General features: G+C 72.1%; 12 protein-coding genes. 4 read left to right on the forward strand and 8 right to left on the reverse strand.

Annotated features, from left to right (window positions below; all coding sequences use genetic code 11):
- Positions 1 to 33: 33 nt before the first annotated feature.
- The gene (locus ABZ807_RS10085; RefSeq protein ID WP_357154945.1) at positions 34 to 942 is read right to left on the reverse strand and encodes a LysR substrate-binding domain-containing protein; all 909 of its coding nucleotides are present in this window, start codon (positions 940 to 942) and stop codon (positions 34 to 36) included.
- Positions 943 to 1,026: 84 nt separating this feature from the next.
- On the opposite strand from ABZ807_RS10085, the gene ABZ807_RS10090 reads away from it, so the two are divergent.
- The gene (locus ABZ807_RS10090; protein ID WP_357154947.1) at positions 1,027 to 1,908 is read left to right on the forward strand and encodes an EamA family transporter; all 882 of its coding nucleotides are present in this window, start codon (positions 1,027 to 1,029) and stop codon (positions 1,906 to 1,908) included.
- Here ABZ807_RS10090 and ABZ807_RS10095 read toward each other — a convergent pair.
- Positions 1,901 to 2,392 (reverse strand): NUDIX domain-containing protein, encoded by a 492-nt coding sequence (locus ABZ807_RS10095; protein ID WP_357154949.1) that lies wholly within the window; start codon positions 2,390 to 2,392, stop codon positions 1,901 to 1,903. The two genes, ABZ807_RS10090 and ABZ807_RS10095, sit on opposite strands and share 8 nt — an antisense overlap.
- 101 nt (positions 2,393 to 2,493) lie before the next feature.
- Between ABZ807_RS10095 and ABZ807_RS10100 the strand changes: the two genes are divergently transcribed.
- Complete coding sequence (locus tag ABZ807_RS10100; RefSeq protein ID WP_357155233.1) at positions 2,494 to 4,128, forward strand: fatty acid--CoA ligase; 1,635 nt, start codon at positions 2,494 to 2,496, stop codon at positions 4,126 to 4,128.
- Between the two features lie 179 nt (positions 4,129 to 4,307).
- Here ABZ807_RS10100 and ABZ807_RS10105 read toward each other — a convergent pair whose 3' ends face one another.
- The 6 genes from ABZ807_RS10105 to ABZ807_RS10130 form a co-directional block, all read right to left on the reverse strand.
- On the reverse strand, positions 4,308 to 5,321 hold the full coding sequence (locus tag ABZ807_RS10105) for an NADPH:quinone reductase (RefSeq protein WP_357154951.1): 1,014 nt from the start codon (positions 5,319 to 5,321) through the stop codon (positions 4,308 to 4,310).
- Between the two features lie 128 nt (positions 5,322 to 5,449).
- Positions 5,450 to 6,106 carry an HAD family phosphatase gene (locus ABZ807_RS10110; RefSeq protein WP_357154953.1) on the reverse strand — a complete coding sequence of 219 codons (657 nt, stop codon included), beginning with the start codon at positions 6,104 to 6,106 and terminating at the stop codon, positions 5,450 to 5,452.
- Positions 6,107 to 6,122: 16 nt separating this feature from the next.
- Positions 6,123 to 7,541 (reverse strand): transposase, encoded by a 1,419-nt coding sequence (locus tag ABZ807_RS10115; RefSeq protein WP_357154954.1) that lies wholly within the window; start codon positions 7,539 to 7,541, stop codon positions 6,123 to 6,125.
- The gene (locus tag ABZ807_RS10120; RefSeq protein ID WP_357155234.1) at positions 7,538 to 8,125 is read right to left on the reverse strand and encodes an IS607 family transposase; all 588 of its coding nucleotides are present in this window, start codon (positions 8,123 to 8,125) and stop codon (positions 7,538 to 7,540) included. The genes ABZ807_RS10115 and ABZ807_RS10120 overlap by 4 nt, the downstream gene beginning before the upstream one ends.
- A complete protein-coding gene (locus ABZ807_RS10125; protein WP_357155236.1) occupies positions 8,122 to 8,946 on the reverse strand; it encodes a hypothetical protein in 825 nt (274 codons plus the stop codon). The genes ABZ807_RS10120 and ABZ807_RS10125 overlap by 4 nt, the downstream gene beginning before the upstream one ends.
- A 143-nt stretch (positions 8,947 to 9,089) precedes the next feature.
- A complete protein-coding gene (locus ABZ807_RS10130; RefSeq protein WP_357154956.1) occupies positions 9,090 to 9,728 on the reverse strand; it encodes an FKBP-type peptidyl-prolyl cis-trans isomerase in 639 nt (212 codons plus the stop codon).
- 373 nt (positions 9,729 to 10,101) lie between these two features.
- On the opposite strand from ABZ807_RS10130, the gene ABZ807_RS10135 reads away from it, so the two are divergent.
- Positions 10,102 to 12,552 carry a choice-of-anchor D domain-containing protein gene (locus tag ABZ807_RS10135; RefSeq protein WP_357154957.1) on the forward strand — a complete coding sequence of 817 codons (2,451 nt, stop codon included), beginning with the start codon at positions 10,102 to 10,104 and terminating at the stop codon, positions 12,550 to 12,552.
- A 131-nt stretch (positions 12,553 to 12,683) separates the two neighbouring features.
- Positions 12,684 to 13,076 carry a PPOX class F420-dependent oxidoreductase gene (locus ABZ807_RS10140; protein ID WP_357154958.1) on the forward strand — a complete coding sequence of 131 codons (393 nt, stop codon included), beginning with the start codon at positions 12,684 to 12,686 and terminating at the stop codon, positions 13,074 to 13,076.
- Positions 13,077 to 13,087: the final 11 nt, after the last annotated feature.

A 13,087-nucleotide genomic window follows, 5' to 3' on the forward strand; every position in this document is an offset into this window, starting at 1 on the left:
TCGGCCCCCGCCAGGTCTTCGACGTGGAATCGATCAGCGCGGGGGCACGGCACCGGGCGCCGTGAGGAGGGCGAGGATCAGGGCCAGCGGGGGCCAGGCGGCGCGGCCCCGGCGGGTGACCGCGTACGACCGCAGCCGGGCCTCCGGGTCGGTGAGCGGGAGCAGCCGTACGCCGGGGACGGTCGGCTGGTCGGCCGGGAGCAGCCCGACGCCGAGGCCGGCGACGATCAGGTCCTGGACGAGGTCCAGGCTGTCCGCCCGGTGCGCGATCCGGGGCTCGAAGTCGGCCATCGCCCCGATCGCCCGGACGACCACCTCGTCGGCGGTGTTGCGGGAGTTCACGATCCAGTCGTGCTCCCGGAAGCGGGCGAAAACCTTCGGGGCGGTGGCCGGAGCGGGCCGGCCCGTGGCGGCGTCGGCCGGTACGCCGAGGCTCCACGGGGCCGACCAGAGCGGGGTCGCCTCGACCGTGCGGTCGAAGGGCGCCGGCGCGAGGTTGTAGTCGTAGGTCAGGGCGAGGTCGACGTCGTCGGTCGCGAGCAGCGCGAAGGCCTCGGCCGGCTCGTGTTCGTGGATGCGCAGCCGGACGGCCGGGTGGCGCGCCGCGAGGTCGGCGGTGACCGGCAGCAACGACCGGCGGACGGCGGTCGCGAAGCCGGCGACCCGGACGGTGCCGGCCGGCTCGGCGTGCGGGTCGAGGTCCAGCCGGGCCGCCTCGACGGCGGCGAGGATGGTCACCGCGTGCTCGGCCAGCCGCCGGCCGGCGGGGGTGAGCCGCACCCGGCGGCCCTGCGGTTCGACCAGCGCGGCGCCGACCTCGCGGGAGAGCGTGGCGAGCTGCTGCGACACCGTCGACGTGGTGACGCCCAGCTCGTCGGCGACCTCGCGCATCGAGCCGAGCCGGGCCAGCTCGTGCAGCAGTCGCAGGCGGCGGAGGTCCATGCCCGTGATTGTTCAGGATCGCCGAACGGTTCGTCCAGTAATTACACGTGGACGTGAACGGTGCGCAGTCGCTCTACTGGGGGCATGGCTCCCACCCGTACCGGCGCGGTGATGGCCGTCGCGTCGATGATGTTCGTCCAGCTCGGCCTGGCCGCCTCGGTCTCCCTCTTCGACGAGGTGGGGCCCGAGGGGGCCGCCTGGCTGCGGCTGGCCTGGGCCGGCGTGCTGCTGGCGGTCCTGGTCCGCCCCCGCCCGTCCGGCTTCACCCGGCGCGCCCTGCTGGCCTGCGTCGCGCTCGGCGTGGTGACCGCCGGGGTCACCATCCTGTTCATGGCCGCGGTGGCCCGCCTGCCGCTGGGCACGGCGAGCGCGCTGGAGTTCCTCGGCCCGCTCGGCGTGGCGGTGGCCCGGGGGCGGGGCGGGACGAAGCTCTGGCCGGCGCTGGCCGCCGTGGGCGTGCTGCTGCTCACCGAGCCGTGGCGGGGCGGGGCGGACCTGGTGGGCGTCGGCTTTGCCCTGGCCGCGGGCGTCTGCTGGGCGGCGTACATCCTGCTCACCCAGCGGGTGGGCGACGAGGTCTCCGGCATCCGGGGGCTCGCGGTGTCGATGCCGGTGGCCGCCGTGGTCGCCACCGTCGTCGTCGGGCCGGCCGTCCTCGGCGACCTCACCTGGCGGGTGCTGCTGGCCGGGCTGGGGCTGGCCGTGCTCCTGCCCGTGGTGCCGTTCGTGCTGGAGCTGTTGGCCCTGCGGCGGCTCACCACCGCCGCCTTCGGCACGCTGATGAGCCTGGAGCCGGCGATCGCGCTGGTCATCGGCCTGGTCGCGCTGCATCAGGTGCCGGGCGTCGGGGCGGTGGTCGGGATCGCCTTCGTGGTGGCCGCCGGCATCGGAGCCGAACGCACCGGCGCGCGGTCCGAGCCGGTCGCGGCGCGTCGGCCGGAGCCGGCCGCGGTCGGGACTACTTGAGGATGAGCCGGTTGGTCTGCTCGAAGACGTCGAGGTCGGCGAGGGTCTCCGGCACCGAGGCCGACAGCGGGGACGGGAACGCGTCGCGGGGGAAGAAGCCGGCGTCGGTGGTCTCGTCGGTGACCCGAATCAGGTCGCCGTCCCAGTCCTCGGCCCGGAACGCGGTGGTGAAGATCTGGTAGGTGTGGCCGTACATGTTGGTGTGGGTGCGGTCCGGGCCGGTGTAGAGGGCGAAGGCGCTGACCCGCAACGCGCGCAGGCCGGTCTCCTCGCGGACCTCGCGTACCGCGCAGTCGGCGATCGACTCGCCCAACTCCATCGCGCCCGCCGGCAGCGCCCAGTGGCCGTTGTCGGAGCGCTGGATCAGCAGCACCCGCCCCGCGTTGTCGCGGACCACGGCGCGGGCCCCGACGAACATCAGCGTCCGGTCACCGGCCAGGGCGCGCAGCTGCCCCACGTACGAGTCGGCCCATGAGATGCTCACCCTCGACAATTTACGCAGCTTCCCCTGGGCTCCTCCGGCGTTCCGGGGGTTCCCAACCTGTGACTGGCGACACTAGCTTGTTACCCATGCGTAGCACGATGATGGACGCCCCTCTCCAGGTCTCCCGGATCCTCGAACACGGCTCCACCGTGCACGGCGCGGCCGAGGTCGTCACCTGGACCGGCGCCGAGCCCCGCCGGATGTCGTATGCCGAGGTCGGCCGCACCGCCGCCCGGCTGGCCCACGCCCTGCGCGACGAGTGCGGGGTGACCGGCGACGAACGGGTCGCCACCTTCATGTGGAACAACAACGAGCACCTGGTGGCGTACTTCGCGGTGCCCAGCATGGGCGCGGTGCTGCACACCCTGAACATCCGGCTCTTCCCGGACCAGGTCGCCTACATCGCCAACCACGCCGAGGACCGGGTGGTGCTGGTGGACGCGACGCTGATCCCGCTGCTGGCCCGGGTGATCGGCGAGATGACGACGGTGCGGCACGTGGTGGTGGTCGGCGGCGGCGACCCCGCCCCGCTGGTCGCGGCGGCCGGCGACCGGATCACCCTGCACCACTGGGACGAGCTGCTGGCCGGCCGCCCCGACAGCTACCCGTGGCCGGAGGTGGACGAGCGGGACGCCGCCGCGCTCTGCTACACCTCCGGGACCACCGGCAACCCCAAGGGCGTGGCGTACTCGCACCGGTCGATCTATCTGCACTCGTTGCAGGTCTGCATGCCGGAGGGCTTCGGTCTCGGGCCGGTCGACCGGGAGCTGGCCATCGTGCCGATGTTCCACGCGATGTCCTGGGGGCTGCCGTACGCGGCCTTCCTCTCCGGCGCGTCGCTGGTCATGCCGGACCGCTTCCTCCAGGCCGCGCCGATCGCCGAGATGATCGCCGCCGAGCGGCCGACCCTGGCCGGCGCGGTGCCGACCATCTGGAACGACCTGCTGGCCTACCTGGACAGCCACGACGTGGACACCTCCTCGGTGCAGGAGGTGATCGTCGGCGGGTCGGCCTGCCCGCCCGCGCTGATGCACGCCTTCGCCGAGCGGCACGGCATCGACGTGATCCACGCCTGGGGGATGACCGAGACGTCGCCGCTGGGCTCGGTGGCCCGGTCCCCGGCCGGGGCCACCGGCGACGACGCCTGGCGTTACCGCTACACCCAGGGCCGGGTCCCGGCCGGGGTCGCCGCGCGGATCGTCGGCCCGCTGGGCGAGCCGCTGCCCGCCGACGGGACGGCCGTCGGCGAGCTGGAGGTCCAGGGGCCGTGGGTGACCGCCCGGTACGTCGGCGACGAGACCCCGGACGAGGAGAAGTTCCGCGACGGCTGGTTGCGGACCGGGGACGTCGGCACGCTCTCGCCGGACGGCTACATCACCCTCACCGACCGCGCCAAGGATGTGATCAAGTCGGGTGGGGAGTGGATCTCCTCGGTGGAGCTGGAGAACGCGCTGATGGCCCACCCGGACGTGCAGGAGGCCTGCGTCGTCGGGGTGCCCGATCCGCGTTGGGACGAGCGTCCGCTGGCCACCGTGGTGGTCCGCGAGGGGGCCTCGGTGACCGCGGAGGAGCTGCGGGCGTTCCTGGCGAAGTCGGTGGCGCACTGGCAGCTGCCCGAGCGGTGGGCGTTCATCGACGCGGTGCCGAAGACCAGCGTCGGCAAGTTCGACAAGAAGGTGGTCCGGTCCCGGTACGCCGAGGGCGGCCTGGAGGTCCGGGAGCTGACCGGGCCGTAACGTTTTCCGGCGACCCGTCGCCCTAGCGGGTAGGGACGGCTCCTGGAGCATCGCTCCCCAGGGGCGGCCCCGGCGTTCGCACCGCGCCGGGGCCGCCCGTTCCTGCGGGGCGACCCGCACCGTCATTGTCGCGAAAATTGCTCACCTCTGTCCGGGTGATCGCGAAATGGGCTCACGAACTACTCCTCGGCGGTGCTGACCAGCACCTTCCCGACCACCGAGTCCTCCACCGCCTGGTGGGCCGCGGCGGTCTCGGCCAGCGGGTAGCGGTGCAGCGGCAGGCCGACCTCCGCGCCCACCCGTACGCCGCCCCGGGTCACCGCCGCCGTCACGTCGGTGACCGCCTGCGCCTTGGCCGCCTTGGGCTCGGTGTAGACCAGCACGAACTGCCAGCGGGCGTTCGGCACCATGAGCGGCCGGATCGGCAGGGTCACCTCGTCCCCGCCGTCGTCGGCGTACACGCAGACCGCGCCGCCGGGACGGAGCAGCTGGACGTCGGTGGCGGCGTTGCGCGCGGCGGACACCTCGACGATGGTGTGCACCCCGTCCGGCGCGATCTTGCGGACCTCCTCGACCACGTCCTGTTCCCGGTAGTTGACCACGAAGGACGCCCCGGCCGCCGCCGCGAGCTGCCCCTTCTCCGGGGTGCTCACCGTTGTGATCACGCACGCGTCCGCCCAGCGCGCGAGCTGGATCGCCGCGTTGCCCACCGCCCCCGCGCCGCCCTGCACCAGCACCACGTGGCCGCTGAGCGCGCCGACGTGCAGCGAGTCCGGCATGTACTCCCCGGCGGTGAGGCAGCGGTGCGCGGTGAGGAACGGGATGCCGAGGCAGGCGCCCAGGTCGAAGGAGGCGGAGCCGAGGCGTACCGCCTGGCGGACCGGGACCACGGTGTACTCGGCGGCGGTGCCCCAGGGGCGCTGCCAGGCGGCCTCCCAGATCCACACCCGTTCGCCGATCAAGCCCTGGTCGACGCCCTCGCCGACCGCCTCGACCACCCCGGCGCCGTCCTGGCCGGGGGTCTGCCAGCCGGCCGGCAGCGGCCACTGCCGGCGGCCCTTCCAGTCCGTCGGGTTCACCCCGGAGACGGCCACCCGGACCAGCACCTCGCCGCGCCCGGGCTCCGGCACCGGCCGGTCGACCAGCTTCAGCACCGAGGGGTCACCGGTCTGCTCGTACACGATCGCCTTCATCCCCGTCTCCCTCCGACAGTCGCGTCCCCATCTTCGCCGATCCCGCCCGGGCCCGGGCGGCGTGTCCGGCGGCGTCCACGCCCCGGAGGTGTCCCGGTGAGTTTCGTCGACGGCGTTGCGGGGGCGGATCAGCCGAGCCGGTCCACCAGGTCAGGGTTGAGGTCGTGCACCGCCGGCAGCACCACGGCGGCGAGCGCCTGGGCGTCCGGGTCCAGCGGGTACGACCCGTGCGGGACCACCACCACCCGCATGCCGGCGGCGGCCGCGGAGCGTACCCCGTTGGAGGAATCCTCCACCGCGACGCAGCGGGCCGGGTCGACGCCGAGCCGGTCGGCGACGGCCAGGTAGACGTCCGGCGCGGGCTTGCCGCGCGCGGTCTCCTCGGTGGAGAGGGTGACCCGGAAGGCGCCGGCCAGGTCGGCGGCGGCCAGCGCCGCGGCGATCAGCCGGGTCGGCGACGAGCTGGCCAGCCCCAGCGGCCACCGCCCGGCCAGCCGGCGCACGACCCGGTCGGCGTCGTCGATCAGCGGTACGTGCCGCGCGTACCGCCGGGTCATCTCCTCGACCACCTCGGTGGCGACCTGCCCGGCGTCGCGGTCGACGCCCAGCTCGCCGCTGAGGTGGTCGGCCCACTCGGCGGTGCTCATCCCCATCAGCCGGCGCTGGGTGTCCGGCTGCCAGGTGCCCCCGTGCGCGGCCACGTACGCCCGCCGGACCTCCTCCCAGACCGGCTCGGAGTCCATGATCACGCCGTCGAGGTCGAACACCACCGCATCCACCGTCACCCGCCCATCCTGCTTCCTACTCGTTGCTCATAGTTGAGCGGTTCGGATGATTCGCTCTCCGCCCAGCGGTGGCTGGGCTGGAGTCCTGGACCGGCAGTCTGGTCCGGTGGCGATCGGTCCTGTCCTGCAGGATCTGCTTCACCGTGTGGTGTGGGGTGTGCAGGGCGATGTCGGGGTCGCCGGCTCGGTGCAGGATGTTGATCGCGGCGTTCACGTCGGCCTGCCACACCACCCCGCAGCGGGTGCAGTGAAACCGGTCCCCGCTACGTCGGCCGAAGGCGCCGCAGCGGTGACAGGTTTGTGAGGTGTAGGCGGCGTTGACGGGAACGAGCGTAGAACCTCTACGCTCCGACACGCTTTTCAGGGCCTCGGCGGTGACTCCTTTGGTCCATGCGGCGAGACGCCGGTTGATGTTCTTAGGAAGCTTCTTGCGTCCGGTGAAGCGTTTGGTGAGATCTTCGGCGATCACGGTGACGGCCTCGTCGACGACCTCGTGTACGGCGGTGAAGACCTCCGTACGCACCCGCGCTCGATGCCGGGCCGCCTGCCGATCCCGCTTCACCGTGCCGAGATTGTCGGCCTTGATCCGGTGCGCTTTCGCGTGGTCACCACGCAGGGCGGCGGTGTTCGCGATCGAGCGCAGCTTCGCCCGACGCCGGTTACGTTCCTTCAACCGATCCGACTGGGCGGTCAGCAGCACGCCGAGCCCTACACCGTGGGGCTGGCCGTCGGAGTCGGTCAGGGCTTCGGTGTAGCCCTTGTCCACACCCAACGTCCGGTCGCCGCACGGCCGCTGCGACGACCGCATCTGCGCCGCGTCGATCTGGTAGTGCACCTCGACCCGGCCGCTGCGCAGGATCAGCCGCAAGGTACCCGTCGGCGCGACCGTCGTGGACAACGGGATCCTGACCATCTTGCGGGGCTCGAGACCGGCAATCGCCAGCCACAACCGGCCCCGCCCGTCAACGAGCGTGTTGTACTTGTCGGCGCGCACCACGATCTGATCGTGTGTGCGGTTGCGGCCCCGCTTCCAATGCTTACGCATCTGCCGGGCCAGAAACGGGTCACTGGCCCACTGGTCCGCCTTCAGCGCGGTGAACATCCGCTTACGCTCGGCCGGATCGTTGGTGCCTCGGCTGATCGCCCGCCGGACGTCGACCTTGGCCGCCTCCAGGTTCGCTGCGATGTCGGCCATGGCGTCGCGGACGGTTTCCTTCCACGCATTCGCCAGCACACCAAACAACGCGTGTGTGCCGTCGGCCAGCCACCGGTCCCGCACCTGCCGGTCTCTCAACCCGGACCCGACTCCGAGGACCGAGCCGTAACGCTGCCACACCTCGCTACGCACCCGACCCAACCGACAGGCCTGCTCCACCAGGGCGGCGTACTTGCCCGAATTCAGTCGGGCCGAGTAGGCGATCCGGGTGACCTTCACCGGTCACCCTCCATGGTCAAGTCCGCCCTTTTCAACTCCTTCTCGTAGCGGCGCAGACCGTCCAGCCGGCACGAGAAGGTGTGCACGACGGCCAAAAGGTCCTCGACCAGCTCCTGCTGCGGGGACAGGGACTCCTGGTTGGCCACCACGATCTCGCAGCCGCCGCGCGCCGCCAGATGCTCCAGCAAGTCGAACCCGAACCGGGCCAACCGGTCCTGGTGCGCCACCACCAGAGTGGCGACCTCACCCCGGTCGACGGCGTCCATCAACGCCAGGAACTTCTTGCGGCGAAGGTTCATCCCGCCGCCGACCTCGCTGATCCACTCATCCACGGCCAGACCACGAGCGAGACAGAACTGTTGCATCGCCGCCACCTGCGAGACCAACTCGGACTTCTGACCCGGCAACGAGACACGGCAGTACACCACAACCCTCCGCCGCCCGGCGTCAAAGCCCGACTGAAGCACCCTGCGCACATCCGAATCGTCGAAATACCGCTGCCCGGACGGCAGACGACGGGCCGTGATCCGACCCTCCACCTCCCACCGGCGCACCCTGCTCCCCGACCCAGGTCGGGGCGTCAGCTCCGCAGGGCGGGCAGGCCGATGGGGCTGTTCTCCGGGATCACCGTGTGGCAGGCGCGGGCCATCGGTTCGAGCAGTTCGCGGAGGCGGTCGGTGCGGTCCGGGCCGAGCGCCTGCCAGGGACGGGCGGCGGCGAGGTCGGTGGCGTCCTCGACGGCCTGGAAACCGGCCCGCCCGAGGTCGGTCGGCTCACCGTCGGAGCCGAGCCAGCCGCACTCGGCCAGCCGGCCCCGGGCCGCGTGCCACTGCTCCTCGGACCAGCCCCGCCCGAGCAGGTTCTGCCGGGGCATGTCCACCGCGACCCGCCAGGCGAGCGTCTCCACCGGATCGAGGCCGGCGGCGACCAGGGCGGCGACGTGCCCGTCGCCCCGGTGTTCGCGCAGCGTGGTGGCCGCCTGCCAGAGCCTGGCCAGGGGATATTCACCACGCGGCAGGGCGGCGTTGGCGGCGCCGAGCACCCGGCCGGCGGGTTCGACCGCCCCGGCCGCCTCCTCCAGCAGCTCCGCCGCCTCGGCCAGGTGTGCCTCGGGCAGCTCGTAGGTCAGCTCGGCCAGGGCCTGCACGGCGCCGGTGAGCCGGGCCCGCAGCGCCTCCTGCGGGGTGGCCAGCCGCCAGACCGCCGGCAGCGCCCGGGTCACCATCGGCGGGGCGAAGTTGAAGAACGCCGCGATCACCGGGGCGGCCTCGGTGGGCCCGAGCGGGGCGGCCCGGCCGGCGAAGTAGCCCCGCCAGTAGCCGCGCAGCCCGACCGCCTCGTACGCGGCGCGGGCACGCGGATGGAAGTAGGTGACCGCGTGTACGGGTTCGACGTGCGTCCACATCAGCCGGGCGGTCCGCCCGGGGTCGTCCAGCGCCGGCACGCGCACCTCCGCGATGGTGAGGGGTCACCGTGGCGCGGCGGCAACCGCCCACGGTGACCCCGAACCTACTGGGCGTAGGTGACGGCCGGGAAGACCCCTGTGGGCTACTGCACCGCGAGCACGTCGACGACGAAGCGCAGCGGGCCGGACGGCGCACCCGGGCGCTGCGGCTTGTCGCCGTACGCGAGGTCGGCCGGGATGTCCAGCTGCACCCGGCTGCCCACGGTCTGCCCCTGCAGGCCCTGGTCCCAGCCCGGGATCACGTTGCCCTGGCCGAGCCCGAAGGAGAACGGCTCGGACCGCTTCCAGGAGGCGTCGAACTCCTCGCCCGTCCGGTACGACACCCCGACGTAGTTGACCGTGATCTGCTGGCCGCTCTGGGCGGCGGCGCCGTTGCCCCGGATCAGCGGGGTGGCCTTCAGGCCGGTCAGCTCGCCCTCGCCCTTGCCGGCCTGCGGCTTGGTGCACAGCGCCCGGTCGGCGCCGTCGGGCAGGGTCGGGTAGCCGCCCGGGCAGCCGGCGGGCGCGGCGGCGGTCTTCGGCTTCTCATCACCGCTCCGGGTCACCACGAAGACCCCGACGATCACCGCGATGACGGCGAGGCCGGCGAGCGCCCCCAGCCAGGCCTGCCGGCGCTTCTTCGCCTCGGCGGCCTTCTGCGCCGCCAGTTGGGCGGCCAGCCGCCGCTGCGCCTTCGTCTCCGGGCCCTGGCCCGTCGACCGGTTCTGCGTACGCTCGCTCACGTCCTCGACTCCCTGCTGGTGTGGGTGACCGGCCCGTCGACCCGGTGCCGTGGCCAGCGCACACGGTACCCGGATCAATGCCGCCGGGGTCCCCGCGCCCGCCCGCTCTCCCACCCGCCGTCCGGCGGCTCACCGTCATCCCGGTTCGTCCGGGTGGCGAACGTGGCTCCACGCCGATGCGACGCCAGTGGTCGCGGTGAGCAGGACCCGCTTTCCAACACTCGGATCCCGGGCGGGTCGAGGCTGTGGTGACACGACCGGACCGACTCGGATGATCTTTTCGGTCAGTTGTGCGGATACTGTGTTGCCTGTCGATGGATCCCCCGCCTATGGTCCGCTGGCATTCACTCTTCCAGAGTTACGGGGGTCTTTCTTGCCCAACATCCGTGGCGTCCTCTCGGGCGTCATCGCCACGGTGGTCGCGACGACGGCGGTGTCGGGTCCCGCCAGCGCGGCCCCGACAGCGACCGCTCCCCACACCGCTCTGTCCGTCGACGGCCACCCCAACTCCTGGTGGTACCAGGGATCCCGGGTGTTCGACCAGGCCGACGGCGCCACCTTCACCGTCGGCGCGGCCGCCGGTGGCGAGCTCGACCTTCGCGCCGACCGAGGCGGCGACAACTGGACGTGGCGACTGGCCCCGCCGACCGGCGCGTCCTGGACCGCCGGAACCACCTACCAGTTGGCCGGTTATCCCAGCGCCGACTACGCCCTCGCCGACGTGCAGCACGCCGGGGCGACCTGTGACGAGGCCCCAGGCACGCTCACCGTCCGGGAGGCCACCACCGACCCGGAGACGGGCGCGTTGACCGCCTTCGCGGCGTCGTACGTCATCTCCTGCTATTCCAGTTACAACGACCTGCACGGCGAGATCCGGTGGAACTCGTCCGTCGACTACGCCGCCGCCGCGACGGACGTCATGTCGCACAACTTCGGTGACCGGCTGGTGGGCAGCCCGCCGGTGACCCGGACGATCACGGTGACGTCGACCGGGTCGGCGGCGGCGGTGTTCGGCACGGCCGGCTTCTTCTCCCCGACGACCGCCTTCTCGATCACCGGCGACACCTGCTCGGGCACCACCCGGGCCCAGGGCGACACCTGCACCATCACGATCAGCGCCGCGCCGACCAAGCTGGGTGGCGACTGGACGTGGCTCCAGCTCCCCGACAACACGGTGCTCGGCAAGCGGTACGTGCAGCTCGGCGTCAACGGCCTGGACCCGCGTACGGTCGGCGTCTCCCCGGCCTCGCTCTCCTTCGGCGACCAGTACATCGCCGACCGGGGCCCGGCGAACACCGTCACCGTGACCGGCACCAGCGTGGAGCCGACCACCTTCGGGGCGGCCAGGATCACCGGCACCGACACTGCGTCGTTCGTCGTCACTGCCGACACCTGCAAGGGCGCGACGCTGGCCAAGGGTCAGACCTGCCGGGTGGATGTCGCGCCGACGCCGGCCGGCGCGGGCATCCGGACCGCGGTCCTGGAACTGCCGAACAACAGCCTCAGTACCCCGCGCACGGTGCCGTTGACCGTCAACGGCGTGGTCGGCTCCCGCGGTACCTACTACCCGGTGTCGCCGGCGCGGATCATGGACACGCGTACCGGCAACGGCGCCGCGAAGGCGAAGCTGGGCCCGAACGGCACGGTCAACCTCCAGGTGACCGGGCGCGGCGGCGTCCCGTCCACCGGCGTGTCCGCGGTGGTGCTCAACGTGACCGTCACCGAGCCGACGGCGTCGAGCTTCCTGACGGTGTACCCGTCGGGGAAGGCGAAGCCGAACGCCTCGTCGCTGAACTTCAAGAAGGGTTGGATCAGGTCCAACTCGGTGACGGTGGCCGTCGGCTCGGGCGGCAAGGTGGCGATCAACAACAGTTCCGGCTACACCCACGCGATCGTCGATGTGGTCGGCTTCTACGCCAGCGACAACAGCTTCATGTCCACCAACCGTGGCCTCGGTGGGCAGTTCCTGCCGGTGGTCCCGCGACGGCTCTTCGACAGCCGTAGCGACTGGAAGCAGAAGCTGCCGGCCGACAACCAGGTGCGGCTGGCAGTGAACTACGGCTCCGACGCCAACTGGCGGATGCGGGCCGTGGTCGTCAACATCACCGCGGTGTCGCCGACGTCCGCCGGCTTCCTGACCGCATGGAACGGCGCATGGCCGGAGCCGAAGACGTCCACCGTCAACTACGGGGCCAAGTCCATCACCCCCAACCTGGCGGTCGTGCCGGTCCGGCACTGCTACGACTGCCCGTGGGGTTCGGAGTACCCGACCTTCGGCGTCTACACGCTGAAGGACACCCACGTCGTCGTGGACATCGTCGGCTTCATCGACGACTCCGGCCTGCGCAACGGTCTGCGCTTCAACCCGCGGACGCCGACCCGGATCGTGGACAGCCGCGTGGGCCAGGGCCTGCCGGCCAACCTCGGTGCCGGCAAGACCGGCGTGGTCACCACGCCCGCCGCGGTGGCGACGACCGACACCCGTGCGCTGGCGCTCAACGTCACGGCGGTGGCCCCCACCGCCAGCACCTTCCTGAAGGTGTGGCCGAACGGCATCCAGGGCATCGACCGGCCGGACGTCAGCAACCTGAACGCCGCGGCCGGGCAGACGGTGGCCAACGCGGCGGTCACCCTGATCGGCCCGACCGACCGGTTCAACGTCTACAACAACTCGGGCACCACGGGCGTGGTCGCCGACGTCGTCGGCACCTTCTGGCTCTACCCGGGTACCTCAAGCACCACCGTACGTGGCCTCACCACGGGCGCTCCGCCCGCGGAGCCCACCCCGGGTGACATGCCGAAGCCGGACATCGCGCGACGATGAACGGCTGAACGAGGAATCGCGGAATGGGGGCGGCGGCCGGCGACGGCCACCGCCCCCATTCCGCGCCTGCGGCAGTGGGCCTTGTGTGGAGGGGGTGCCGCAGTGGACCGTCCGGCGGTAGGTTCTGGACCATGGCGATCCTCACCGATGAAGACCTGGCCCTGCTCTCCGAGGCCCAGCTGGCCCACGTGGCCACCGTGGAGGCCGACGGCACCCCGCACGTCACCCCGGTCTGGGTGGACACCGACGGCGAGCACATCGTGTTCAACACCGCCAAGGGGCGGCAGAAGTACACCAACATCGAACGCAACCCGGCGGTGGCGGTCTCGGTGGTCGACAAGGCCGACGACTTCCGCACGCTGTGGGTGAAGGGCACCGCCGAGTTGGTCATCGAGGGTGCCGACGAGCACATCGACCGGATGGCCAAGAAGTACCTCGGGCAGGACACCTACCCGTTCCGGCAGCCGGGCGAGGAGCGGGTGATCGTCCGGATCACCCCGACGCAGAAGCTCGCCCGCGGCTGACCTGGGAGGCG

The sequence above is a fragment of the Micromonospora sp. NPDC047548 genome (genome assembly GCF_040642975.1).
In the GTDB taxonomy this organism is placed as follows: Bacteria; Actinomycetota; Actinomycetes; order Mycobacteriales; family Micromonosporaceae; genus Micromonospora.